General features: G+C 50.5%; 18 protein-coding genes and 4 tRNA genes. 17 read left to right on the top strand and 5 right to left on the bottom strand.

Annotation, left to right across the window (positions count from 1 at the left end; genetic code table 11):
• Positions 1-94 precede the first annotated feature (94 nt).
• From L2725_RS09295 to L2725_RS23215, 5 genes are all read left to right on the top strand, one after another.
• Positions 95-182, top strand: a tRNA-Ser gene (locus L2725_RS09295).
• Between the two features lie 87 nt (positions 183-269).
• Positions 270-357: transfer RNA gene (locus L2725_RS09290), tRNA-Ser, on the top strand.
• Positions 358-453: 96 nt separating this feature from the next.
• A tRNA-Ser gene (locus L2725_RS09285) sits at positions 454-541 on the top strand.
• An 88-nt stretch (positions 542-629) separates the two neighbouring features.
• A tRNA-Ser gene (locus tag L2725_RS09280) sits at positions 630-717 on the top strand.
• 153 nt (positions 718-870) lie between these two features.
• Positions 871-1,461 (top strand): type II secretion system protein, encoded by a 591-nt coding sequence (locus L2725_RS23215; RefSeq protein WP_283164261.1) that lies wholly within the window; start codon positions 871-873, stop codon positions 1,459-1,461.
• Positions 1,462-1,493: 32 nt separating this feature from the next.
• Here the strand turns inward: L2725_RS23215 and cls are convergent, their stop codons facing one another.
• Positions 1,494-2,951 (bottom strand): cardiolipin synthase, encoded by a 1,458-nt coding sequence (gene cls, locus L2725_RS09270; protein ID WP_249248719.1) that lies wholly within the window; start codon positions 2,949-2,951, stop codon positions 1,494-1,496.
• A gap of 120 nt (positions 2,952-3,071) precedes the next feature.
• Between cls and L2725_RS09265 the strand changes: the two genes are divergently transcribed.
• Positions 3,072-3,905 (top strand): endonuclease/exonuclease/phosphatase family protein, encoded by an 834-nt coding sequence (locus L2725_RS09265; protein WP_249248718.1) that lies wholly within the window; start codon positions 3,072-3,074, stop codon positions 3,903-3,905.
• A gap of 9 nt (positions 3,906-3,914) precedes the next feature.
• Here the strand turns inward: L2725_RS09265 and dgt are convergent, their stop codons facing one another.
• Positions 3,915-5,372 (bottom strand): dGTPase, encoded by a 1,458-nt coding sequence (gene dgt, locus L2725_RS09260; protein WP_249248717.1) that lies wholly within the window; start codon positions 5,370-5,372, stop codon positions 3,915-3,917.
• A 171-nt stretch (positions 5,373-5,543) separates the two neighbouring features.
• On the opposite strand from dgt, the gene L2725_RS09255 reads away from it, so the two are divergent.
• From L2725_RS09255 to L2725_RS09225, 7 genes are all read left to right on the top strand, one after another.
• The gene (locus L2725_RS09255; protein ID WP_249248716.1) at positions 5,544-7,325 is read left to right on the top strand and encodes a DUF885 domain-containing protein; all 1,782 of its coding nucleotides are present in this window, start codon (positions 5,544-5,546) and stop codon (positions 7,323-7,325) included.
• A gap of 130 nt (positions 7,326-7,455) precedes the next feature.
• Complete coding sequence (locus tag L2725_RS09250) at positions 7,456-8,583, top strand: M14 family metallopeptidase (protein WP_249248715.1); 1,128 nt, start codon at positions 7,456-7,458, stop codon at positions 8,581-8,583.
• Between the two features lie 9 nt (positions 8,584-8,592).
• Positions 8,593-8,910, top strand: a complete 318-nt coding sequence (locus tag L2725_RS09245) for a zinc ribbon domain-containing protein (RefSeq protein ID WP_115136852.1) — start codon at positions 8,593-8,595, stop codon at positions 8,908-8,910.
• The gene (locus tag L2725_RS09240) at positions 8,907-9,188 is read left to right on the top strand and encodes a YeaC family protein (protein WP_249248714.1); all 282 of its coding nucleotides are present in this window, start codon (positions 8,907-8,909) and stop codon (positions 9,186-9,188) included. The genes L2725_RS09245 and L2725_RS09240 overlap by 4 nt, the downstream gene beginning before the upstream one ends.
• A gap of 139 nt (positions 9,189-9,327) precedes the next feature.
• Positions 9,328-10,245, top strand: a complete 918-nt coding sequence (locus tag L2725_RS09235) for a diguanylate cyclase (RefSeq protein WP_249248713.1) — start codon at positions 9,328-9,330, stop codon at positions 10,243-10,245.
• Position 10,246: 1 nt separating this feature from the next.
• Positions 10,247-11,200 carry an ABC transporter substrate-binding protein gene (locus tag L2725_RS09230; RefSeq protein ID WP_249248712.1) on the top strand — a complete coding sequence of 318 codons (954 nt, stop codon included), beginning with the start codon at positions 10,247-10,249 and terminating at the stop codon, positions 11,198-11,200.
• Between the two features lie 6 nt (positions 11,201-11,206).
• Positions 11,207-14,350 (top strand): hybrid sensor histidine kinase/response regulator, encoded by a 3,144-nt coding sequence (locus L2725_RS09225; protein ID WP_249248710.1) that lies wholly within the window; start codon positions 11,207-11,209, stop codon positions 14,348-14,350.
• Positions 14,351-14,424: 74 nt separating this feature from the next.
• On the opposite strand, the gene L2725_RS09220 is transcribed toward L2725_RS09225, so the two are convergent.
• Together L2725_RS09220 and L2725_RS09215 are read right to left on the bottom strand one after the other, a co-directional pair.
• Complete coding sequence (locus tag L2725_RS09220) at positions 14,425-15,519, bottom strand: aromatic ring-hydroxylating dioxygenase subunit alpha (RefSeq protein WP_249248709.1); 1,095 nt, start codon at positions 15,517-15,519, stop codon at positions 14,425-14,427.
• A 30-nt stretch (positions 15,520-15,549) separates the two neighbouring features.
• Positions 15,550-16,923 carry a spinster family MFS transporter gene (locus tag L2725_RS09215; RefSeq protein WP_249248708.1) on the bottom strand — a complete coding sequence of 458 codons (1,374 nt, stop codon included), beginning with the start codon at positions 16,921-16,923 and terminating at the stop codon, positions 15,550-15,552.
• Positions 16,924-17,203: 280 nt separating this feature from the next.
• Between L2725_RS09215 and L2725_RS09210 the strand changes: the two genes are divergently transcribed.
• The 4 genes from L2725_RS09210 (at position 17,204) to L2725_RS09195 (ending at position 23,562) form a co-directional block, all read left to right on the top strand.
• Positions 17,204-18,259: an MBL fold metallo-hydrolase gene (locus tag L2725_RS09210; protein WP_249248707.1), complete on the top strand. Its 1,056-nt coding sequence runs from the start codon at positions 17,204-17,206 to the stop codon at positions 18,257-18,259.
• 15 nt (positions 18,260-18,274) lie between these two features.
• On the top strand, positions 18,275-19,960 hold the full coding sequence (locus tag L2725_RS09205) for a class I adenylate-forming enzyme family protein (protein ID WP_249248706.1): 1,686 nt from the start codon (positions 18,275-18,277) through the stop codon (positions 19,958-19,960).
• 208 nt (positions 19,961-20,168) lie between these two features.
• Positions 20,169-21,914, top strand: coding sequence for an FAD-dependent oxidoreductase (locus L2725_RS09200; RefSeq protein WP_249248705.1), 1,746 nt, complete (start codon positions 20,169-20,171; stop codon positions 21,912-21,914).
• A 31-nt stretch (positions 21,915-21,945) separates the two neighbouring features.
• Positions 21,946-23,562, top strand: a complete 1,617-nt coding sequence (locus tag L2725_RS09195; protein WP_249248704.1) for a FadD3 family acyl-CoA ligase — start codon at positions 21,946-21,948, stop codon at positions 23,560-23,562.
• 250 nt (positions 23,563-23,812) lie between these two features.
• On the opposite strand, the gene L2725_RS09190 is transcribed toward L2725_RS09195, so the two are convergent.
• Complete coding sequence (locus L2725_RS09190; RefSeq protein ID WP_249248703.1) at positions 23,813-25,351, bottom strand: MFS transporter; 1,539 nt, start codon at positions 25,349-25,351, stop codon at positions 23,813-23,815.
• Positions 25,352-25,354 lie beyond the last annotated feature (3 nt).

The following is a 25,354-nucleotide window of genomic DNA, read 5'->3' as shown; positions in this document are numbered from 1 at the left end:
GGCGTTTTTTCCCTTGATTAGACAAGCGCTTTTGCGTAAAGTAGCGCTCCGTTAACCGCTGAGCCATATGGCAAATGTGGGTTAGCAACAAAATGGTGAAGTGTCCGAGTGGCCGAAGGAGCACGCCTGGAAAGTGTGTATACGGAAACGTATCGAGAGTTCGAATCTCTCCTTCACCGCCAAATTTCAACGGTTCGCATTGCGGGCTGTTCCATTCAGTGATGAGTGGCGACCTGAGTCAAGGCTTGATGTCGTAAAACAAACAATACGGTGAGGTGTCCGAGTGGCCGAAGGAGCACGCCTGGAAAGTGTGTATACGGAAACGTATCGAGGGTTCGAATCCCTCCCTCACCGCCACATTCAGTTGGTCCATTGAGTAAAGTCACGGATTAACTCTCTGTTCTGCCTCTTAAGGAAAGAGCAGGGCGACGACAGTCGTAAAACCAACAATATGGTGAAGTGTCCGAGTGGCCGAAGGAGCACGCCTGGAAAGTGTGTATACGGAAACGTATCGAGAGTTCGAATCTCTCCTTCACCGCCAATTTCCTTCAGTCAACATGACTGTGACCGCTGCGAAAGCAGCCGACCGTGAACTCGTTCCAACGAGGTTGTCGTAAAACTAACAATTTGGTGAGGTGTCCGAGTGGCCGAAGGAGCACGCCTGGAAAGTGTGTATACGGAAACGTATCGAGGGTTCGAATCCCTCCCTCACCGCCACATTCAGCAAGAGCCCAGTCAGTCGACTGGGCTTTTGCGTTTTCAACACCCGAAACCTTGTTGTGAACTCTTGGTTAAAAGTTAACAAATATATGATTTGACGGAATATTCGCCCGGACTGATAATCCTGCGGCTATGTGAACCGGAGGTAGTATGTTTGTATCCAGAGACGCTCGCTTAAGAGCAAAAGGCTTTACCCTGATCGAATTGGTTGTGGTCATTATTATTCTGGGCATTCTTGCCGTGGTCGCCGCGCCTAAATTCATCAATATGCAGGACGAGGCCGAAGAGGCTGCCATATTGACTCAGTTTGCTGCCTTCCAGAGTGCGGTAAAGCTTTATCACAGTGGTTGGTTAGCTGCCGGGAATACGGCGCGAGTAAATTCCCTTGAAGGTTTTGGAAATGGGGACGTCAGTTCAACTCCAACTGGTTGGCCTTATGGTACTGAGGCTGCATATTCACCTGGCGTCAATGGCCATGACCAATATTCAGCCTGTATAGAGCTTTGGAACGGGCTGACAGATACCGAGCTGACTGCAGAAGGCACAGATAGCGAAAATCACATTGGAAAAATTGATTCCGATATTGGCGTCACCTACCAGGGATCAACCTGTATCTATGTTGCATCTCATTTTGTTCAACAGGGTCAGGAGACACTGCAATTGTCCTATAACAATGACACCGGGGACGTATCAATAAAAGACGATGCCCACTATGATGAGAATGGGAATTCTCAAGGATGATAAAACGCCCGCAAATGCGGGCGTTTCTATTTTTACAGCAGAGGCGAGAACCAGTAGAAGAACTGCTCGGCAAAGCGTTTGTGTAACCGTCGGCTGTTCCAGCTGTCTGCATCTATCTGCACAGCGTGCTCCTGATAATCACGCTGCAGCTGAGCCAGGTTGGCGGTGAACTCTGAATCTTCCACCGCCAGTGTGACTTCAAAGTTCAACCACAAACTGCGCATATCCAGGTTTACCGTGCCAATAAGCGCGTGTCTGTCATCAATCACTACAGACTTGGTGTGCAGCAGACCTCCGCGGAAGCGGAAGATCTTCACACCTGCCCGAAGCAGTTCGCCAAAGAAAGAGCGGCTGGCCCATTCCACCATCAGGGAATCATTCTTGTCTGGGATGATAATCCGCACATCCACACCACGTTGCGCGGCTGAAATCATGGCCAGCATCAGGCTTTCACTGGGTACAAAGTAAGGGGTGGTGATGGTAATGCTTCTGCGGGCCTGATAGATGCTTTGCAGCAATACCTGCTGAATGATGGCTTCCGGCATACCCGGCCCTGACGGGATAACCTGCACCAGATCTTTAATGCCAACCTGGGTGTGAGCATCCAGTACAGGTGGCGGAGGCAACTGGCGCTCTGAGGTTTCGGCCTCCCAATCCCATGCTTGAATACTGGCCAGTACCGGGGCATTGGCGCCGGTCAAACGCACCATCACATCAATCCATTGACCCACACCGGCATCCTGTTTAAAGAAGGCCGGGTCCACCAGATTCATGGAGCCTGTGTAGGCAATAGTGTTATCAATCACCACTATCTTGCGGTGTAACCTAAGGTCGATTCGTTGAAACAGAATACGGAAAGGGGACACCGGCAGTGCCGCAGCCACCTTAATACCTGCATCCCTAAGGGTTTGGGGCCAATGACTTTTAAAAAAGGTACGGCTTCCTGCGGTATCCAGCAATATCCGGACCTTGACGCCCCGCCCGGCGGCTTCAATCAGGGCAGTGGCAGTTTCGTCAGCCTGACCTCCCGGGTGCCAGATATAAAACTCCATATCAATGCTGGTACTGGCCTGGTTGATATCTTTTTTCAGACTGGAGAATATGGCATCCGTGGTATCAAGCAGTTCCAGCTTGTTATCGGCCAGGGCCGGGATCCCCATTCTGTGCTCGCACAAAGAGGTTATGGCTTCACTGTAACGGCTGAGTGAACCTGGCTGATATTGACGCCACTTATGTAAACGATGAAACCAGTCGGAGTAGGGCTGGAACATCTCCCTTGCGCGAGAGGCGCGTTGACGGCCCAGGTTCAGTTCGCCAAACATCAGATAAGCAATCACGCCACCGAGGGGAACGACGAAGATAACCATCATCCAGGCCAGAGAGACGCCAATGGCACGACGCTTGGTGATAATGCGAATCGTAATGGCGGCGGTAGTTAACCAATAGAGCGAAATGCCGGCAAGGGTGAGCAGATGAACGACTTTTTCCATGAAAACGGGTCTTCAACACCATGAAAGAAAAACCATTATAATCACAAACCCGTCTGATTCTGCTATTTTGATACACCTGTTTCAAATTCTATCCCTGTTACTGCTCAGATCCTGACTAAAATGAAAAAGACACTCTCATTAACTATCGCCCTTGTGACTGTTGCAGGATTAATCAGCCTTAGTTGGATTTTTGAACGTTATCCTCCGGGCCTGACCAGTGATCTGGCCAGCCCTGACTTCAATCAGGCCTGCGAAAGCCGCGTCAGCCAGCAGCCGTTGGACAGCAACGGCGAGCTGACGGTCAGCGTCTGGAATATTTATAAGCAGCAAAATGTAGGGTGGAAAACAGAGTTAACCCGACTGTTGGATAGCAGTGAGCTGGTATTGCTGCAGGAAGCCAGTCTGACGACACCGCTGAAGAGCTTCTTTGCAGGCAGACCGGGTCATGCCACTATGGTGCGCGCCTTCACCGGTTTTGAGATTGCCAATGGCGTGCTTGATGTTGCCGCAGTTCCTGCAACTGATATCTGCGCTCAACTCACCACAGAGCCTCTTATTCGATTGCCAAAATCCACTTTGGTTGCCAGTTATCCGCTCTCCAACGGCGAATCCCTGTTGGTGGTGAATCTCCACAGCGTTAATTTCAGTTGGGGTTTGGAAACCTATACCGCTCAACTTAAAGGTGCTGCAAAGGCGCTGGCCGCTCATCAGGGGCCTGTGATCGTTGCCGGTGACTTTAATACCTGGCGGGAGGGACGTATTCAGCTGGTGAATAAGATGATGGCTGAATTTGGCTTAAAGGAGGTCAAATATCAGCTGGATGAACGCAGTCAGGTGTTTGGTTTTCCGCTGGACCATATCTTCTATCGGGGATTACATCTTGAAAGTGCCCAGGCCTGGCAAACCCAGGCGTCGGATCACAATCCAATCCAGGCCAGATTCAGCCTGATGTAGTCGATATCTTTAATCTATCGCCATCAGGGTTCGGTACTCATCCCAGGCGAACTGATCTGTCATGCCACTGATATAGTCCTGAATCAGGCGGCATCTGTGGTAAAACTCAAGGCCGGGGCACAGGCAGTGATTTACTTGAGCATCCTTAAGAGCCTGGTGGTAGGTCGCCTTATGTTTGCCCGGTAATTTGTTGTAGAGGCGGGAGGCCACCAAGGGCTTCTTGCCCGACGCTGACAGTGCCATAAACTCATCTTCACTGAGTTCCAGTAGAGGTCGATACGCATCCAGCAGGCCGGTAATCACCTTGTAGCCTTTAAGCTCCATCCGCTCCACTTCTTTATGGCAGAACACCTGCTTAAAGGCGACCTGCTTGAGGGTTTCGGTAATGGCATGAGCCGGGCTTCTGTCTTCCAGAAGTGCCTGATTGAAATTGCCATGGAACACTGCCTCAATATTGTCGAGAAAGCGACTGGCGGCATGTTTAACCAAAGGATGGATAAGTTTGACCCTGAGGAAGGTAAAGAACTGGCTGACATGGTTGATTCCCTGGCGTTGAGCCTGTTCACTGGCATAGCTTATTGCGCCTGACAATATCCCTTTATCCGGTAATTGCCATTGCTCTATCAATGCTGAATGTTGTGCCAGCAGGTGGGACTCAAGCTCATTAAGACTCAGAATGTCTTTTTCAACCGCGTCCTCAATGTCAGCGAGGCAGTATGAGATATCATCTGCCGCTTCCATGATATAAGCCAGAGGGTGCCTGTGACCCTGGGTTATCTCCAAGGCGGCGCACAAACGCTCAATATAACTCTGCTCACTGAAGTACCAACCCGGCTTTTTCTTGAGGTAACTCAGAGCGTCATCGTGCGCGGGTTTGGGCTCGATCGCCGGGCGGGTGTATTTCATCACAATAGCAGCCTGACTCCAGGTCAGGTTCAGACCCAGCAGGTTCTGTAGCAGGCGTATCGCTTGAGCATTGCCCTCAAATTGACACACATCCCGCATCAGTTGATCCCGGGTTGGAAGTAAAGCCGAAACTTCTGCTGGAAACAGGGCGGGGATATAGCGACTGAACCAGTCGTTAATTGCGGCTTCTCCGAAATGCCCAAAGGGGGGATTACCCACATCGTGCATAAGGCAGCCCATTTCCACCAGTGACTCTACTGAGTTCTCCATATCCGTCAGCCCATATTGGGCCAATTGAGTATCTGATAAACGGTCGAATATGGTTTGCACAATGAATCGACCGGTTTGTTGAACTTCCAAAGAGTGGGTCAGCCGACTTCTTACTGCGGCATTTCGTTCCAGAGGAAATACCTGAGTTTTCTGCTGCAGTCTGCGGATCGCTGCACTGTTAATGATGCGCCCACGGTCACTCTCAAATTGCCTTTGCAGGGAACGGCCAGAGAGGTTTCTGGGTTCACCATAGGGCCGATGGGCCAAAATCTTACTGCGAAAATCTATCATCTCGACATCCTGTGCAATCTGATAACCGGGTGCGCCAGAGCCAGTTATCAGAAGGGCAATTTTATGTAACAGACCTTAACGGACGGGCTGAAAAAAGTCCCGGGTTATGATTAACTTGGGCTACCTACAAATACCTAAGAACTAGAATAACAATCTAAGGAAGGAAATCCTATGTTGAACAAACCCTTATCTCTGGCGATTATGCTGGCGCTTGGCAGTGCGTCATTAACCGCCTGCCAAACTACCCAGCAACAGAGCCAATCCCCAGCTGTGTCCGCAGAGGCGGAGCAACAGGCATTTGCAGCCTATAGCCAGGCGTTTATTGATGCCCTGTGGCAAATTGCGCCGACCTGGGGTTTGTATTCCGGCTATCACAAATATGATGGCATTCTTGAGATCCCCGATGAAGCAAGCCGTAAGCAAACCCTGGCATTTGTGAATACCCAGCGCAATCTGCTTAAGGTGTTTGACCTCAATTTACTGACACCAAATGAAGTCACTGACTTCAGGTTGATTGAAAATCTGCTGAATAAGATGGAATGGCAAATCACCAGCTTCAAATCTTGGCAGTGGATGCCTTCCAACTATAACGTTGCCGGTGGTTTTGCTCAGATAATCAATGAGGACTTTGCGCCGCTGGAAGAGCGCCTGCGCTCAGTAACTTCCCGCCTTGTGCATGTCCCTGCTTATTATGAGGCCGCGCGGAGCAATATCAGCGATCCAACACTGCAGCATACCCAGTTGGCGATCATGCAGAATAAAGGCGCATTTTCTGTCTTGTCGGACGCGCTTAAGCAAAAGGTGGCCGGTTCAGGTCTGACGACAGCGGAAAAAGCCCTGTTTAATGAACGCTTTGCTTTGGCGACCCAGGCGATCAATGAACATATTGTCTGGCTTGAAGATCTTGCAGCCACACTCGAGAAAGAGGGCGCCAGAGACTTTCGCATCGGCGAAGCCCTGTATGAAGAGAAGTTTGCCATGGACATCCAGGCCGGCATGAGCGCCAGGGCACTGTATGAGAAAGCGATGGCGGACAAAACCCGTGTTCAGGGTGAGATGGCCAAAATTACCAAAGATCTCTGGCCAAAATACTTCAGCAAGCCAATGCCGTCCGATGACAAAGTTGCCATCCGCGAATTGATTGATCACCTGTCGGTGCGTCATGTTAAGCGGGAGGACTTTGTCAGCGAAGTGCGCAAACAAATCCCCGAATTAAACGACTTTGTCGTTGAAAAGCAGCTAATCACGCTGGATCCCAACAAGCCTTTGGTTGTGCGTGAGACTCCGGAATATATGCGGGGCTTTGCCGGCGCGTCGATCAGTGCGCCAGGCCCTTACGATAAAGGGGGCAATACTTACTACAATGTTACCCCTTTGGACGCGATGAATGATGAACAGGCCGAGAGTTATCTGCGGGAGTATAACCACTGGATTTTGCAGATCCTGAATATTCATGAAGCGATCCCAGGACATTACACCCAGCTGGTGTACTCAAATGAGTCACCAAGCATGGTAAAGAGCCTGTTCGGCAATGGCGCCATGATTGAAGGCTGGGCAGTGTATACCGAGCGAATGATGCTGGAAGAGGGGTATGGTGACTTTGAGCCTGAGCTGTGGCTGATGTATTACAAGTGGAACCTGAGAGTTATCTGCAACACCATACTGGATTACTCCATTCAGGTTCTGGGGATGGAAGAGGAAGAAGCGATTGACCTGTTGACTCAGGAAGCGTTCCAGCAACAGGCTGAAGCGGAAGGCAAGTGGCGCAGAGCGACCTTAAGTCAGGTTCAGTTGACCAGTTACTACTCAGGTTATCGTGAGATTTACGATTTCCGTGAGGAGTATAAGGGTGTAAAAGGAGAGAACTTCGATTTAAGGGCGTTCCATGAGGAGTTTCTCAGCTTTGGCAGCTCGCCGGTAAAATACGTCAGAGACTTGATGTTGTCAAAGTAACTGACTGATATTTAACCGATACGCAGGATTAAATGGTCAATAACATTTAATCCTGCCGATGGTTTTAAGGCTTGAGCATTTTGGTTTATGCTTACGCTCACTAAATACTGAAAACGCAAAGGATGTGAATATGCGTATCACGGCCAATTTCGATGGCGGCAACATTCAGGTACTGAGCCTGGACAACAAAGATGATATTCAACTGGCGATCCGTGAGGACGAAGGTGGGGAGTTTTATCAGTGGTTTAACTTCCGCTTTGAGGGGCAGGTGGGCAATCAGTACCGACTGAACATCATGAATGCCGGTCAATCTTCCTACCCGAAAGGCTGGGAAGGTTATCAGGCGGTTGCCAGCTATGATCGTCAAGCCTGGTTCCGTCTGCCAACCATTTATGAGAATGGCGTACTCAGCATCGAACTTGACCTGGATTGTGAAGCTATTCAAATCGCCTACTTTGCGCCTTACAGCTATGAACGTCATCTTGATCTGCTCAGTGCTGTGCAGGTGCACCCGGAAGTCTCTCTGGAACATCTGGGTCTGACTTTGGATGGCCGGGATATGACTCTGGTGAAAATCGGTGATGGTGACGAAGCCAAGAAGAATATCTGGATCACAGCCCGCCAGCATCCAGGTGAAACCATGGCTGAATGGTTAATGGAAGGCCTGCTGTACAAGCTGCTCGACAGTGAAAATCCGACGTCCAAATCACTGTTGGATAAAGCCAACTTTTACATTGTGCCAAACATGAACCCGGACGGCAGCGCCCGCGGTCATCTGCGAACCAATGCCGCGGGTATTAACCTGAACCGCGAATGGTTGGCACCATCGAAAGAGAAAAGCCCGGAAGTACTTTACGTTACCGATAAGATGAAAGAGACAGGTGTTGACCTGTTTTATGATGTCCACGGTGACGAGGGGCTACCTTATGTTTTCCTGGCCGGTTGCGAAGGTGTACCTTGCTGGGATGAGCGTCTGGAAAATCTGCAGCAGAAGTTTGTCGACGCGCTGACTCTTGCCAGTGCAGACTTCCAGAGCGAGTTTGGTTATGACAAGGATGAGCCGGGTAAAGCTAACCTGACCATCGCCTCCAACTGGGTGGCTGAGACCTTCCAGTGTCTGTCCAATACGCTGGAAATGCCGTTCAAAGATAACGATAACCTGCCAGACCCTTATGCAGGTTGGTCTCCTGAACGCAGCGCTTACCTGGGCGAAGCCTCATTGATCGCCATGTTGGCTGTGGTAGATAAGTTAAGATAAGGAAGCTTTATGGCACTGATCGAATGTCCGGTTTGCAGTAAAAGGATTTCCAGCCTTGCCAGGGAGTGTAAGCATTGCAGTGCCAAACTCGAAGGAAACCTTGAATCGCTGCAGCGTATCAACCACATCAAACGTTCGCAGACACTGATGAACCAGAGTTTTATTGCAATGACACTGTTTATTGCCGGTATGGTACTTTGGTTCTGGGGGGGCGAAACCGCAGAAGGGCCCCGGGCAATCGCCGCTGGCGTTTGTTTCGTATTTGGTTTTATCGGCTACTTGATTTGCCGGGTTCGTATCGTCCTGCATAAACGGAAGAGCATATGACAGATATAAATAAGGTGATCGATGATATGCCCCTCGAGGTGTATGAGCGATTGGTTTCAGCCGTTGAGTTGGGGAAATGGGAAGATGGTTCCCCTCTCACAGCCGAGCAAAAAGAGTCAACACTGCAGGTAGTGATGCTGTATCAGGCCCGTCGCCTGGATCAGCATGAGCACTTTACCATTGCGTCTGGTGGCGAGTTGAATCAACTTTCCAAGGCACAGCTGAAAAAACAGTTTAAAGGCGAAACTATCGCAGAGTTTAAACAAGAAGATCTGTAACCCGTACTGTCGGTACAGCCGTTTAAAAGGAGCCTTTGGCTCCTTTTTTATTTTTGCCTTCACTGTTGTTTGGGGCGCATCTTTGTTCTTTGACTACACTTATGCGTAACAGTTGGTTGCAATAAGGACACCTGTCCTGATGGAAGCGTTTCGCGTCCTCATCGTCGATGACATCAAAAGTAATCTGATGGTGATGGCAAAATGTCTTCAGGGATTATGTGAAGTCATCAAAGCGCACAATGGACGTGACTGCCTGGAACTTGCCAGAACTCATCCACAGCCAGATTTAATTCTGCTGGATGTTCGCATGCCTGATATGGACGGACATGCTGTGTGCAAAGAGCTGAAGGCCTCGCCAGAAACAGAATCTATTCCGGTGATTTTTGTCACTGGTAACGACAGTGAGGAAGATGAAGAGCAGGGATTATTGCTGGGAGCGATAGATTACATTACCAAACCGATACGCCCTGTGATTGTCAGAGCCCGTGTATCTGTGCATATGCAGCTTAAACAACAAAGGGATAAATTGCGATTTATGGCCCTTCATGACCAGCTAACTGGTCTGTTTAATCGCTACTTTCTTACCGAGAATGCTGAAGTCCGCCTGGCCCATTTCCGCCGCCATAAAACCCCTTTGAGTGTGGTCCTGATGGACATAGATAAATTCAAGTCCATTAACGACACCTATGGCCATGAGATGGGTGACCTGGTGTTGATGGCGGTCGCGGAACTGCTTGAGAATAATACCCGGCGAGAAGATGTGGTTGCTCGTTTGGGGGGCGAAGAGTTCGTCATCCTGATGGAGTGCCCGTTGGATGCCGCTATGGTTAAGGTGGAAAAGCTGAGGCAGCAAATGGAGCAATTAATGCCTCAGGGACTGATGGTGACAGGTAGCTTTGGTGTCGTCGATGCGTGTGCCGAAGTGATGGAATTGAATCCACTGCTTAAGCGGGCCGATGAATGCGTCTATCAGGCCAAAGATCAGGGCCGTAATCAGGTGGTGGGTTGGTGCTCCAAGCCTGCAGCTCTTCAGGAACTGAACTACAAAGGAAATTAAGATGCAAAGGATTATGGTGTTACTCGCAGCTGTTCTATTGCTGCTCTCCTGTTCGCCCGCGCAGCAAAAAACCGTTCGTATAGCCATCAACCCCTGGCCGGGATACGAGTTTCTGTACCTTGCTGAACAAAGGGGTTTTTTTAAAGCTGTGGATCTGAATCTTGAGTTGGTTCAGGTATCCACACTGTCAGATTCGCAACGGGCTTATCTGGCAGGCAGGGTTGATGGTTTCGCCAGTACCTTAATTGAAGCGATACAGGTCGAAGCGCTGGGAGGCGAGCCGGTCAAAGTGGTTTTGGCGGCAGATTACTCCAACGGCAGCGATGTGATTGTGGCTGCCAGTGAATTTGACTCGGTGTCAGCGCTTAAGGGCAAAACTGTGGGTTGCGAGGTGGGTAGCCTTGGTCTGTATGTGTTGGCCCGGGCGCTACAAAATGAGGGGATGACACTGAGTGATGTGAATGTTGTTAATGTCGAGCAGGGTGACGGAAAAAATCAGCTGATCCAAGGCAATATTGACGCTATGGTCACTTACCCTCCTTATTCTACTGAATATATAAGAGAGGAGCTGGCTCACCAGATATTCGGCAGCGACATCATCCCCTGGGAGATTCTTGATACTGTGTCTGTGTCGGACGCAGTACTGAAAACGCATCCTGATCTTGTCAATAAGTTATGGCAGGCGTGGCAGATGGCGCTGGATGATTACGCCAGCAATCCAGAGGCTGGAGCAGCCTTGATGGCAGCCCGTGAAGGGATAAGCTCCAGGGAGTTTACGGACGCTCTCAATGGAGTTCATATCATCAGCAGTAACGAACAGCGAAAGTTGTTTGTTACTGACAGCGAAATTAATCAAAAAATGCAATCTGTGTGTGCCACTCTGGTAGAGGTCAATGCGCTGGAAACTGACTGTACGCATATAGCTGACATTTTATGGAGCCAGGGCCGAGAGTAATCAGGGATGCAGACCAGTAACGCCAAAGCCAGATTCAGACGCTCTTTGGGCGTCAAACTCAATGTTGCCAATATTACCCTGAGCATTATGGTTTGCCTGATGGTCACGGTTTCCTATTACAACGTGCTGGCAAACAGGATTGAAGATCAGGCCAGGGCCGAAATAGCTGATGTACTCAGCACGCTGAATATCTCTCTGGAAGCGAAAGCAGAAGTCGCTGATTTGCAGAGAGTGGTAGGAGCTTTGGCAGCCAAGTCTACCATCAGACGTATGAGTATTCTCTCAGGCGATACTGTGATAGCAGACAGTAATGGTCAATTTATTGGACGTAGCAGGGACTTTGCGTTTGATAACAAGGTAAGCCGGCTTTTTGAACAGTCTGTAAAGCAGAATCAGGAGTTTCTGCTGGATCAGGCTCAAGGGGTAATGCATCAGGCTCATCAACTGTTTTGGGTGTCGCCTGAGGAGCAGAGACTCAGGCCATATCAAGTGTATATTGCCTACAACACTGACCTGATGGAACGGCAGGCTAAATCTGATCTTATTGAATTTATTATTATTCAGGCAATCGGTTTTATCTTAATTCTGCTGGTAAACCCTTTGATTCAGCGTGAAGTGGTACTTAAACCTATTCGTAGTATCAGAACTCAAATCAGCAAAAACCCCAAAGCCACCATCGACTTTCGTTCCAACGATGAGTTTGGACTGATGATTGACAGCTATAACAACGCAATACGCCAACGCCAAATTGGGGAAAGAGAGCTGCTTCAGTCCCGTCACTATATCGATAAAGTCACCAACGTTATCCCGGTACAATTGGCTTATGTAGACCGTGAGCTGAAGCTTCGTTTCGTTAATCGCAGGTTGCTTCAATGGCTTGGAAAATCAGAGGCTCAGGTACTGGGTAAAGACCTTGCCAGCGTGATGCCTCAGGAGCTTGAAACACTTATCCGCCCCCACATTTCAAGAGCCCTCAGAGGGCGAATTCAGGTATTTGAATCTCAGCTTGAAGAAGCTGATACAGGCCAGGTGTTTTTGCAATCTACCTATGTGCCGGATCTGGATGAACATCAGGATGTTAATGGCTTCTTTATGTGCGTTGAGGATATGACGCATATTAAGGCAAATGAACATAAAATTGAGCTTTACGCCCAAGAGATGGAATTTAAAAACTGGGCGCTCACAGAGGCGACGGAGAAAGCTCAGGAAGCGACGCGAACCAAAGCAGACTTTCTCGCTTGTATGAGTCATGAAATACGCACACCGATGAACGGGGTATTGGGAATTTTATCCTTGTTGGAGCAGACAGAGCTTTCCCGCCAGCAGCGACAATATGTGTCGGTGGCATCATCCAGTGCCGATGCTCTTCTGACTTTACTTAATGATATTCTTGATTTTTCCAAAGTAGAGTCCGGCAAGTTCGTCATAGACAAGACAGAGTTCGATTTCCTTCAGTTACTTGACGACGTTATTCAACCACTGGCAATGAGAAGCGAAGAGAAGGGACTTCAGCTTGTCTTGGATGTGAAAGCAGTGGATAGTCGTTGGATTAAGGGTGACCCTACCCGGATCCGTCAGATCCTGAGTAATCTGATTGGTAATGCCATTAAATTTACCGAACAGGGGTGGGTTAAGGTTTCGGTCAATGTCACTGAATATGATGGTCGGCTAAGGCTGAGGGCTGAAGTGGAAGATACCGGCATAGGTATAGATGAAGAAAATCAGGGCATGTTGTTTCAACCCTTCGTTCAGGCTGACTCCTCTACCACCCGCCATTTTGGCGGAACTGGACTTGGACTTTCCATTGCGAAGCGTCTTTGTCAGTTGATGTGTGGAGATATCAGAGTCAGTAGTCAGCCGGGAAAAGGCAGTGTCTTTGCTTTCCATATTGAAGTAGAAGAGGCACCTCAACAGAGTGATGAACTATGGCCCCCTTGTCTTGCTGACCAGGAAATTATGATGGTGCGGGAACAAGCCTTTGATGACGATCAGGTTCGGGTATTGCTCAATTCCTGGGGAGCAGATACTCAAGTGCGTGACATGAGTATATTCAATGATATTGAAAATGCGCCGTCATCTTTGATCTGCAGCGTTCCTTTGCATCCTACTGATATCGAAGCTCTTCTCGAGCAGTTGGTTGGGGTGGCCAACCTGGGAAGTAATGTCATGGCAGTTATGTCCCACAAGCAGGTGCTGGAGGCGTCGGAACGATTTGGCAATAAGATCCATCTGAGTACCCGTCCTGCGCAACTCCATGTGATAGAGGCCTGCCTAAAAGGCAAACTTGCCGGAGATCCTGCAAGCGAAGGAGCTATCGTTAACTTTGAGAACAAATATAAGATTCTGCTGGTGGAAGACAGCAAGGTTAACCAAATCGTGATCAAGGGAATGTTGAAGAAATTGGGGCTTCAACAGGTGTTGATTGCAGCCAATGGAGAAAAGGCTCTGGCAGTGCTTGAATCCACTGATTTTGACCTGGTTCTGATGGACTGTCAGATGCCCGTGATGGACGGCTATCACGCCACTCAGGCGATCAGGATGGGGGACGCCGGAGAGGGTAAGCGAGATTTACCTGTGATCGCGTTAACTGCCAATGCGATGCAGGGAGACAGGGAGAAGTGCCTGGCGGCAGGAATGGACGACTATATCAGCAAGCCCCTGTCTATCCCCATACTGGGTATTACACTCAGCAAGTATCTTGGGGTTAATGGGTCAACAGCTAATGCACAACCCGTAGTTGCTTATGAAGGGAAAACGATGGATCAGCCTTGCATGTTTAATCTGGATTCAGCCCTTAAAACTTTTATGGGTGACAGGGAGTTATTAAGCGAAACACTCGCTGCGTTTGTGGATGAGATGACCTCTTTGGCGGTTCAGCTTGAAGTTGAGGTGGAGGCTCAAAATGCTGATGCCATAGTGGCTATCAGTCATACCATCAAAGGTGCCTCCGCCAATCTTTCAATGGGTCCCCTGGCCACCAAGGCCAAAGAGTTGGAGAGCATTGCGAAGAAGGGGCAGTCGAATGATGTTGCCAACAGGTACCGTGAGCTTTCATTACTGTTTGAGGCCACTGTGCAACAGGTGAATGAGATCTTAAATATCAAGCCACAGGATAACAGCGAGTTTGTTTCAGGAAATACCGCAGGGTAAATCAACAGTGATATAAAAAAACGCCGCAATTGCGGCGTTTTTTTATATCACTGTTGGGGCGTCTGTACTCAAGCTTAGCCCTGTGTATAAGGCTCAATCCCTCTTGGCACATAAGTGCCTTCACATTTATCCAGATACTCAGCTTTACGCTCTCTTGGGTTATAAAACTGTTTATACCAGATACGGGCTTTCATAAAGGGCCCATCACTTGGAATAAACAGGCCGTTGAGGCAGGGCGCTTTATTCATCCACACCTGGAAATCCTGCTCAAACGCCAGTCGACTGGCTTGCTGGAATTGACGGGCGGCAATGGTATCTTCCACAGTTGCCTTGTCATTGCCATAAGGGGACTTGACCAACAGCGCGTGCCACACTTTAACCGAGCCATCTTCCACAGGGGTATGGGTAATCATCAAAATTGACTCATAGTAGCCGGTTAGATGAGAGATCAGCACACCTGGACCATGATAGCGTGTGTCAGTATGCAGCACTGGGCTGACGCCATCATCGCCAACCAGGGTCCGGTGAGGACCACACTGACGTTGAATGGCGTAATGTCCGCTGAACTCGTTCTCATAACGTTGCACAGTAGAGCCATGAATCGGGCTTAAGTGGCCATAGTCACAGATATTGTCGATCACTTCCTGTGGATGGTGTTCCAGCATGCCCAGGTGGTCGAATTGCCACTGTACCCAGGCTTCATCATCCCACTGGGGCAGTGATGGATGGTCCCACTCGGGTTCACCATTTTCCGGGTCGTGCCAGACCCAAATGGCGCCAAGACTTTCAACCACAGGCCAGGATTTGACACAGGCGGTCTTGGGAATGGGGCCATCATGGTAAGGAATATCATCACACTGACCATCAGGACCAAAGCGCCACGCATGGTATGGGCAGCGAATGCCATCACCGTCGATATTGGTACCACCGCCATCAATAATCACATAGGAGGTATCATTCTCGGCCGCCAGATGGGTTTTCATATGGGGGCAATAAGCATCCAACAACACCACACGGCCAGTGGCGCGACCGCGATACAGGGCAAAATCGCGCCCAAAATAGCGGATAGCCAGTGGCTTGTGGGTATTAATTTCTTCCGAGGTGGCAATCATGAACCAGCCTCTTGGGAAGGTGAAATCACCCATACGATAATCTTGTGAAGTCGCCATATAGTTCTCCTTATTGGCTTAAGCGGGCGCTTATCCAGCGGCGCCCTGAGTATTCATTTCCGGCTCAGCCGCATCGCCTGAGTCAGTTGATGTTTGTGGGGTATTGCCCTCGAGGTTGGCCATACGCTGGGTGTAAGGCGTCGCAGCCCGCCAGTAACACCAGGCAGACAGCAACAGGAATGACAGGGTGACGATTAGGGCAAATTTAAGTCCATCGGTTTCACCAAAGAGATCGCTGAGTGTGCCGGTCAGCATAGGTCCCAGACCCGCGCCAAACAGGGTCAAAAACAGATTCAGCGCGGCGGCGCCTGTCGCACGCTGGCGACTGGTCATGATATGGCTGACGGCGGCGTAGGAGAGGCTGGGCCACCAGGATGCAAAAAAACTGAAACCTGCAGCAAAAAGTATGGCGTGAGGCACGACAAGATCGCCAAGCATCCAAATCGCGTCGGCCGGCCACATCAGAAAAGCGATGCCCATGGGCAGACTCAGCACTATGCCTATCATCGGCATCCATACCTGCCATCTGGCGTCTTTATTGGCTAACTTGTCGCAGTAAATACCGGCAAAAATCGAGCCCACTGCAGCAAAAATACCGCCGGCAACACCAAAGCTGATACCAGCGTGAGCCAGGGACATATCATAATTGCGCACCATAAAGGTCGGTGCCCAGATCCCATAGCCATAACCCGCCATGCCGGCAAGGGCGCAACCCATGGCAATCCAGCCAAAGCCCTGTACACGGATAATGCCGTTAAGCTGGGTCATAAAGGGGCGGCTGTCTTTATCGCCTTTATGTTTGTCAAACACGCCGTGTCCCGGCTCTTTACCCAGGAGCAGCAGTAAACCTGCCAGCAAAATGCCCGGGGCACCAAACCAGATAAACACGGAACGCCAGCCATACTCTTGTGCAATCCAGCCACCAAGCACCATGGCGGCCAGCAAGCCAATATGAGGGCCGAGCATAAAGGCGCTCATGGCCAGCGAGCGGCGGTGAGGCGGATAGAGATCCGAAACCATGGAGACCGAAGGCGCCATGCCTCCCGCTTCACCCACGGCTACTGTCATGCGTGCCAGCATCATCTGCCAGAACTGCTGGGCCATGCCGCAGGCCATGGTGGCGAAACTCCACACTCCACAGCAAATGGCCACCATATTGCGACGATTGGCGCCGTTATCAGCCATCCGCCCCAGGGGCAGACTTAATCCGGCATACAAGACCGCAAAGGCCAGGCCCGTCAGCAGGCCCATCAAGGTATCTGATGCACCAAACTCCTGCTTGATAGGTTCCAGCACAATGGCAATAACATTGCGATCAATAAAAGAAAAGACATATACCAACGCCAGCAACACCAGCGTAGTGTGCTTACGCCAATTGGGAATGGATGAGTTGGACGACTGCATGGTTCGCTCCTTTGTTATAGCCGGGGTGACCGGCGGGACTTAAACCCGGAACGATTGCAGTTAAGGGGCAAGTATTCAGGGATTGGAAAGTCCGTAAAATTTGTCCGTGAAAAACCTGTGGGATTACACGCTTGCTTCTGAAGGTAGCGTCCACAAAAAAACCATCATCGTCCTTTTGGACGTATTGGCTGGCCGGTGAATGAATTCTTATGAACACATTCAGGAATAAGCATTCACAGTAAAGGGGGAGCCGTTGCAACAGGTAAAAGGACAGGCAGCAATGTTGGAATACCCTTTTCCGGTACCGGCTGCGGATGCTTCAGTGCAGCAAGTCGTACCTGGCGTGCTTTGGGCGAGGATGCCCATGCCGATGGCGCTTAACCATATCAATGTGTATCTGCTGGAAGATGACGATGGTTGGTACGGTGTCGATACTGGTTTGCAGCTCGATCAGGTTAAAAAACTATGGCAAACCCTGGTGGACACTCAGCTAAAGGGCAAGCCGCTGAAAGGGCTTATTTGTACCCATTTTCACTATGACCACGCCGGATTGGCACCCTGGTTAACCCAGACGTTCAACATCCCCCTTTACATGAGTTTCGGCGAGTATTTCTTTATGCGCAGTGTTGGCGCCCAAAGAAATCCTGACATGGTTGAGCAACTCACCCGTTTCTACCAGGTTGGCGGGGTTCCGCCGCAAGAGATAACAGACATTATCAAAGCCGTGGTAAAAGATCCCTTTGTCGGTCATTTTCCAAACACTTTCAACCGCCTGCGGGAGGGTGAGCAATTGGCGATCGGTGCCAGAAAGTGGCAGGTTGTCATTGGGGAGGGGCATTCTCCCGAGCATGCCTGCCTCTGGTGTGAACAGGACGGCATTTTGTTGGCCGGTGATCAGTTGCTGCCCGAAATCAGCTCAAATGTACTGGTCAATGAGATTGAACCAAACGCCAACCCGCTGGCGCTATGGCTTAAGTCGCTTGACCGCCTTGAACAGTTTCCGGCGGATACCCTGGTACTGCCAGCCCATGGGCCGGTATTCAGGGGAATAAAGCCCAGAAGTCGGGCCTTGATTGAGCATCATCATACCCATTTAGACTTGCTGGAGTCTGCAGCCCTGCAGGGATTGACCCTATGGCAGGCAATGCAGGTGATGTTTAACCGGCAGCTAAGCAGCCGCAAGCTTGGCCCGGTTGAGAAGATGTTGGCTTTGGGAGAGACCCAGGCACACCTGAACTATCTTTGCGATGCCGCAAGGCTTGAGAAAAATAACGTCCGAGAACAGGACGGCGAACAATATATAAAACTACGACAACAAGACCAAAAGACTCAATAAATCAGGAGTATTGTCATGGATGCAATTGCAAGAGCTATGGAGGTTAAGGCCCAGCTGACTGCGCCCGGTTCCCCATTTGAACTCAGCATGACAGAGCAGGATGGCGTCAAACTGCCCAGATACAAAAATGCCCCCCGGAGCCTGGCGGAGGTTATCGAATCCGCCAGACGGGACGATGATGCCTGCTTTCTGGTATATCGCGATGACAGGTGGAGCTTTAAGCGCTTTTTTCAGGAGATGGATGCTCTTGGGCGCTGGATGCTGTCACAGGGAGTCCAGGCGGGGGATCCTATCGCGATAGCATGTCGCAACCGTCCAGAATGGGTGGCGGCATTTTGTGCCGCAGCCCGTATTGGCGCTGTACCTGCTCCACTGAATAGCTTCGGTAAGAAAGAGGAGTTGACGGCCGCCCTTAATGATATTGAGCCTCGCTTGTTGGTGTGCGATCTGGACAGATATACCCGGTTGGAGGGAGATATCGACTGTCGCACCCTGATGGTGGATGACCATATGCGTCAATCAGGCGGTGTATTCCATTATCAGGATCTAGTGTCTGATCATGTCAGCGATGTCCCGCTCGCCATACCCAGGCTTAACGACTCAGATCCTGCCCTTATTCTATTTACTTCAGGGGCGACCAGCCGGGCAAAGGCGGTGCTGTCGAGCCAATTGGCTGTATGTCAGGCGCTGTTTAACATAGATTATATCTCGGCGATTTCCGCCATGACGTCCCCTGAGATAGTGCAAAACATTATGGCGCAGGCCAAAGCGCCGGTTATCCTGACCGCTGTTCCTCTGTTTCATGTCAGTGGTCTGCATGCACAACTGTTAACGGCTTTAAGAACAGGTCGTCGCCTGGTGTTTATGCATAAGTGGAATACGCAGGATGCCATCAACACCATGAAGGCTGAAGAGGTCACTCAGTTTAACGGTGCGCCTTCCATGGTGATGCAACTGCTTCGTGACCAGGAGTTCTTCAGTGATGAGATCCTGGCAGGATTTTCGGGTCTGGGCTTCGGCGGCGCCGGTTTGCCGGACACTCTGGTTGAGCTGGTGATGGATAAGCTGCCCAAACAGATGGTGGGCATAGGCTTTGGTATGACAGAGACTAATGGCGTTGGCTCTGCTATCTCCGGCGATCTGTTCCGTATGCACCCCAAAAGCTCAGGAATGATCTCCCCATTGATGGAGGTGATGGTGGCAGACCCTCTTGGGGACCCGTTACCTCCTGGCCAAAATGGCGAAATTTGTCTGCGGGGTGTCACCTTGATGGACGGCTATGTAGGGGATGATGCTGCCACCCGCGACTGCATGCGAGACGGCTGGCTGCATACAGGCGATCTCGGCTATCTGGATGATAATGGCTTTGTGTATATCGTAGACCGTCTGAAGGATGTGATTAACCGCGCTGGTGAGAAGATTGCCGCAGCAGAGGTGGAATCTTGTTTGCTTCGGCATCAGGCCGTCCGGGAGGCTGCAGTTTTTGGTGTGCCCGATGAAGAAACCGGTGAAGCTGTGGTCGCCGTTGTGTCGGTATCTCCATGGGAATCTGTGAGTGAGCAGAACCTCAGACTTCATGTCGCTGCCATTCTCGCGGCTTATAAAGTCCCGTCTAAAATTCATATTTTGGAGCAGAATTTACCACGTAACCCAGCGGGTAAATTGCTCCGCAGTCAATTGAAACAGGCTTTTACTACCTGAGTACTTGATGGCTGAAATGCATCGATATTAGAGTCTGTGTTTTGCATGGGCTCTTTTTTGTTGTCTTGTTATCAAAATTTTTGATGAATAGTCTGAGGCTCTGTTGAGCTAGTCCGCTTCGACGATGAGGGACGGGATATGACAGGCGATTATCGGCATAACCAACAAACCTGCAAGGCAGGGGTCAGCCAATAATCGGGGTTCATTAATGAGTGCAAGTCACAACAAGCAAATCTATGACGTAGTGATCGTCGGCTCAGGAGCTGGCGCCATGTCCGCTGCAGTGTTTGCCGCAGATAAAGGCCAATCGGTTTTAGTCGTTGAAAAAACGGACAAGTATGGCGGTACCTCAGCCTTATCCGGAGGTGGCATCTGGCTCCCCAATAATCACTACTTCCGCAACAAAGGTGGCAAAGATAGCCATGAGCTTGCGATGCAGTACCTGCAACATTCCACCGGAGGACGAGTGGAGTCGGAGAGGTTGAAAGCCTATCTGGATAATGCGCCCGAGATGATCCGTTATCTTGAAGAGAACAGTCGGGTAAGTTACGCAGTTGCCGAAAAATATCCGGACTACTATCAGCATCTGGAAGGGGCGTTGCCCGGGGGAAGAACTCTGGACCCAGAGCTGTTCGATACCAGTGTGTTGGGCGACGAGGTCGAAAACCAGCGCAAGGCGTCTCCTTCTACCTTATTGATGGGCAAAATTGCCTGGACTGCAAGAGATGCTCATAAAGCCATGGCTCGAGAGTCCGGTTGGCGCTGGATGCTTATCAAACTCATGCTCAGATATAAATTCGATTTTAAACAGCGTAAGAAAACCCGACGTGATAAACGTGCAGGCCTGGGAGGGTCTTTAGTCGCCGCATTGCGTCAATCAATGAGAGACAGAAATATTCCCCTGTGGCTCAATACCGACTTTACCGACTTTGTGATGGAGAATGACAAAGTCGCAGGCATTCGGGTAACCACGCAACAGGGCGAACAAACCATCTATGCCCGCAAAGGGGTGATCATGGGGTCCGGTGGCTTTGAGCAAAACCAAATGCTCAGAGATAAGTATCTGGCTAAACCCAGCCGCAAGGAGTGGAGTGCAACGCCACCGAATGCCAATACCGGGGCTGCTCTGGTTGCAGGGCAAAAGCTGGGTGCTGCGACCGATCTGCTGGACTGGTGCTGGTGGGCTCCAACCATCAGTGTACCACGTGAAGATAAAGCCAGAGGCGTGTTTGCCGAGCGTGCCTTTCCCGGCGCCATAGTGGTGGATGGCAATGGCCAGCGCTTCTTTAATGAAGCCGCGCCATATCTGGAGTTTGGCGATGCCATGTACCGCAATCATCAGGCGTCCGGCGGCAAATCGATACCGGCCTGGGTGATCTTCGATGCCAGCTTCAGATTCAACTACGCAATGGGGCCGTTGATGCCGGGACAGATTATGCCGGACAGTCGGTTACCCAAAGATTGGCACAATAATTTGTATTGGAAAGCAGACTCACTGGATGAGCTGGCTTCGTCGATTAACATCAGCGCGTCGGGGCTTAAAGATACCGTCGCCAAAATGAATCATTTTGCCCAAACCGGTGTCGATGAAGACTTTGACCGGGGGGGTAATGTATTTGACCGCTACTATGGCGATCGCAATGTCAAACCCAACCCATGTTTGGCCCCCATCAACAAAGGTCCTTTTTATGCCATGCGTATGGACGCCGGTGACATAGGTTCAAAAGGTGGCTTGCTGACAGACGAGTATGCCCGGGTAATAGGTGAGAGTGGCAGTCCTATAAAAGGGCTCTATGCCATAGGTAACTGCTCAGCCTCTGTCATGGGAACCAGCTATCCTGGGGCTGGTGCCACACTTGGGCCTGCCATGACCTTTGGCTATATCGCCGCCAATCACATCGCTTCGCAAGCCAGTGAAGCTGACACATCAGAGCAACACCAAAGTGTGGCGTAAGCCGGGTAAACAGCAGGGAGCTAAGTAATTCATGAGCGATTTATCCACCAACCCAATTAAAACCATTCCGGCTTTGGTATTCGATGCAGCCCGGCGCTATGGTGATTTACCTGCTATTGAAGACGGGAGCGAATCAGTCTCCTATGACCAGCTCCCCGCAGAGTGCCTGAGTGTGTGCAGGGCCTTGATCGCTTCGGGGATTGAGAAGGGAGACAGGGTAGCAGTGTGGGCGCCCAATTGTAGCCGCTGGGTGATAGCTGCCATTGGCTTACAGATGGCTGGCGCTGTGCTGGTGCCTCTTAATACCAGGATGAAACCGGCAGAAGCTGCCGATGTACTAAGTCGAAGTGGTGCAAAGCTGCTGCTGTCAGTCGGTGATTTTCTGGATAAAGATTATCCGGCATCCCTTAACCCTGTGTGGCCAGAATCATTGCAATCCATAGTGGTGATGAGCAACAGGCAAGCTCCCGCCTGCGACCGGATTATCGGCTGGGACAACTTTATTGCCAATGGAGCAGATATCGCCGGGTTGGTGGCAATCAACAGAGCTGCATCGGTAACCGGAGATGATCTGTCAGATCTGATGTTCACCTCTGGCACCACAGGGAAACCTAAAGGCGTCATGAGCAGACACTCAGCTTGTCTGCAGGCCTTCAGTGAATTCGTGACGATACTCGGCTTAAAAGCAGGTGACAGGTATCTGGTGGTCAACCCATTCTTTCATGCCTTTGGTTACAAGGCTGGCTGGCTCGCCTGCTTGCTTGCGGGCTGTACCATATTGCCGGAACAGGTGTTTGACGCCAAAAAGGTACTTAAGCGAATCGAATCGGATAGGGTAAGTGTGTTACCCGGGCCACCGACTCTTTACCTTTCTCTGCTGGCGGATCCTGAGCTGGGTAATACGGATCTATCCAGTCTGAGGGTGGCATCTACAGGCGCATCAAGCATACCTCCGGTACTTATCTCGCGTATGCGGGCGGAGTTGGGCTTTGAGGTGGTCACCACGGCGTACGGCTTAACAGAATGTGGCGGTTTAGCGACTATCTGCAATCCGCAGGACAGTGCAGAAATCATAGCGGGCACCAGTGGCAAAGCGATTCCCGGTACTGAGGTCTCGATTCTGGACAAACAGGGGACTATTTTGCCTGCCGGTGAAACCGGCGAAATCTGCATTCGTGGCTTTAATGTTATGCAGGGTTATTTTGATAACCCCAAAGCAACCGTTGAAACCATTGACAGTGATGGCTGGCTGCATACGGGGGATCTGGGTGAGCTCGACAGCGCAGGTAATCTGAAAATTACCGGGCGGCTTAAGGATATGTTTATCGTCGGTGGCTTTAACTGCTACCCGGCTGAAATTGAAGCTCAGTTGGCGGAGCATCCGGCTATTGCCCAAAGCGCTGTCATTGGTGTGCCGGATGATCGTATGGGGGAGGTCGGATGTGCCTGCCTGGTATTAAGGCCGGGACACGCCATCGATGAAGTTTCAATGATTCAATGGTGCCGGGAACGCATGTCCAATTATAAAGTGCCCAGGTACGTGCGAGTGTTGGATGCCATGCCTGTCAATGCTTCCAATAAAGTGATTAAACAGGATCTGGTCCATATGTTTAATCAATCCAAACAAAGCCAGGCTGAGCCAGCGTAACGCTGGCAGGGCCGTAACACTTTTGCCTGGTTGGGGAAGATTGCCCGCCGGACCTAGTTACTGGATGGCAATTGCAAGCGAACCACACCAATCGTCAGCATTATCCGGCGATGGTTCAGGTCCCATCGTACGCGTAAATTCGTATTATTCGTCAGGCTTCCCCGCAACAGGCTAGTGAGTTTATCGCTTGCTGCGGAAATTACCTGAATGTCGAGCTGAAACACTAGCCCTTGGGGCGTTGTAAAGGATGTTAAGGCTTTGCCGCGATCTTTTTACCGACAAGCAGGATAGGGCCCATAATGCCTATACAGCCAATAAACCAAATAAGGCCGTTTGATAGTGCCAGATTGGCGCTTTGACCTTTAACCAGAAGTTGCATCTGTCCTGAAATCAGCGCGTCTGTTGGTAGATAGCCGGAGCTGGCAAGCTGGCCTGAGACCTGACTGACCACGCTTTGTATACTGGACTTTCCCGCTGTCATCACGTTGGACAACTCCAGGGTCATCTGATGCTTTTGCCACTGCATTAACCAACCAAACAGCGCGCCTCCCATAATGCCGCCAAAGGTTCTGATAAGATAAAACAGCACCAGTCCCTCGGTTCTTTGCCCTGGTATGATATAGGCAAATACCGCTATGGTGACCGACACATTTAACAGGCCAACGCCGAGGCCCCGCAGACACATGGGGAGAAACAGATTGTCCGGTCCCACTTCAGTCGTCATCCCGCTCATCATCCACACAGAAACCAAAATCATAGCAACGCCAATGGGTGTCAGTGCGTCTGCCGGAAACCGATTTTGATTGCAGGCTAATACGCTCAGCAGCATGCCCAGCAGCATGGTGGCAAAGCTGATGACTTGCACCCAGCCTGTATTGATATGGTTATAGCCTAACAATGTTTGTAGAAACTGAATCAACAAATTGCCACTGACCATAACCGCAAAGCCAGCCAGAAAACCGTTATAGACGAACACCAGGAACTTAAAATCTTTAAGCAACTTGTCGCTTTGAGTCCCACAGTTTTTGCCTTTGGATCTGAACACAAAACCGATAGCCAGGAGCACCAGCGCAGCAGCCCAGAGTAAAGTGTAAAGCCCGGTATCAAACCAGTTGTAGTATTCGCCCCGCATCAGCAGATACACCATCAGTGCAGTACTGCTGGACAGTGCCAGATAACACTGCCAGGGCGAACGTTCGGGCACCGGGTTTGAGTCAGCTGGGGTTAACGTTGTCAGTTTATCAGACTGACGAAGGAGCCAAAGCAATGCCAGCAGCATAAATACCGCAACCAGAATCGCCAATAGTTGCCAGTTCATTTCAGCTGTGATGCTGGCCAACAGCCAGGGATACAGACCCATAGGAGCCAGGGTAGTCAGTACCAGCATTAAAGCAGCCATTAACGTCATCTCCCTGTAGTCACAGTGCTCCAGTACTAATTGGGTGATCCCGATCATCACTGAACTGACACTCAATCCCATTAAGCTCCACCCCATAGTTATCAACAGTGGATTACTGGCATTGGCAAGCAGCACTGCTGCTACAGTGCCGCCAGAAAGCGCCAGCTTAATGGTGGTGACAAGCCCCTGCGCTCTGATAAGCAGGCCACAGGCAATAAACCCCAGCACCTGACTGGTCATAAACAGGATATTGACCAGACTCATTTCATCCAAAGAGAGGCCGGCCGTTGCCGCCATTTCTGCGCTGGCGACACCAAACAAAGAGGTTGCAATACCAAATGGCGTCGGGCCCAGGATTACAAGCAGCATCAATCTGAATTGTGATCTCATCAA

This window comes from Shewanella corallii, from assembly GCF_023349125.1.
Classification (GTDB): domain Bacteria; phylum Pseudomonadota; class Gammaproteobacteria; order Enterobacterales; family Shewanellaceae; genus Shewanella; species Shewanella corallii.
The sequence above is the reverse complement of the archived record's forward strand: the minus strand, read 5'-3'. Positions and strand labels throughout refer to the sequence as shown.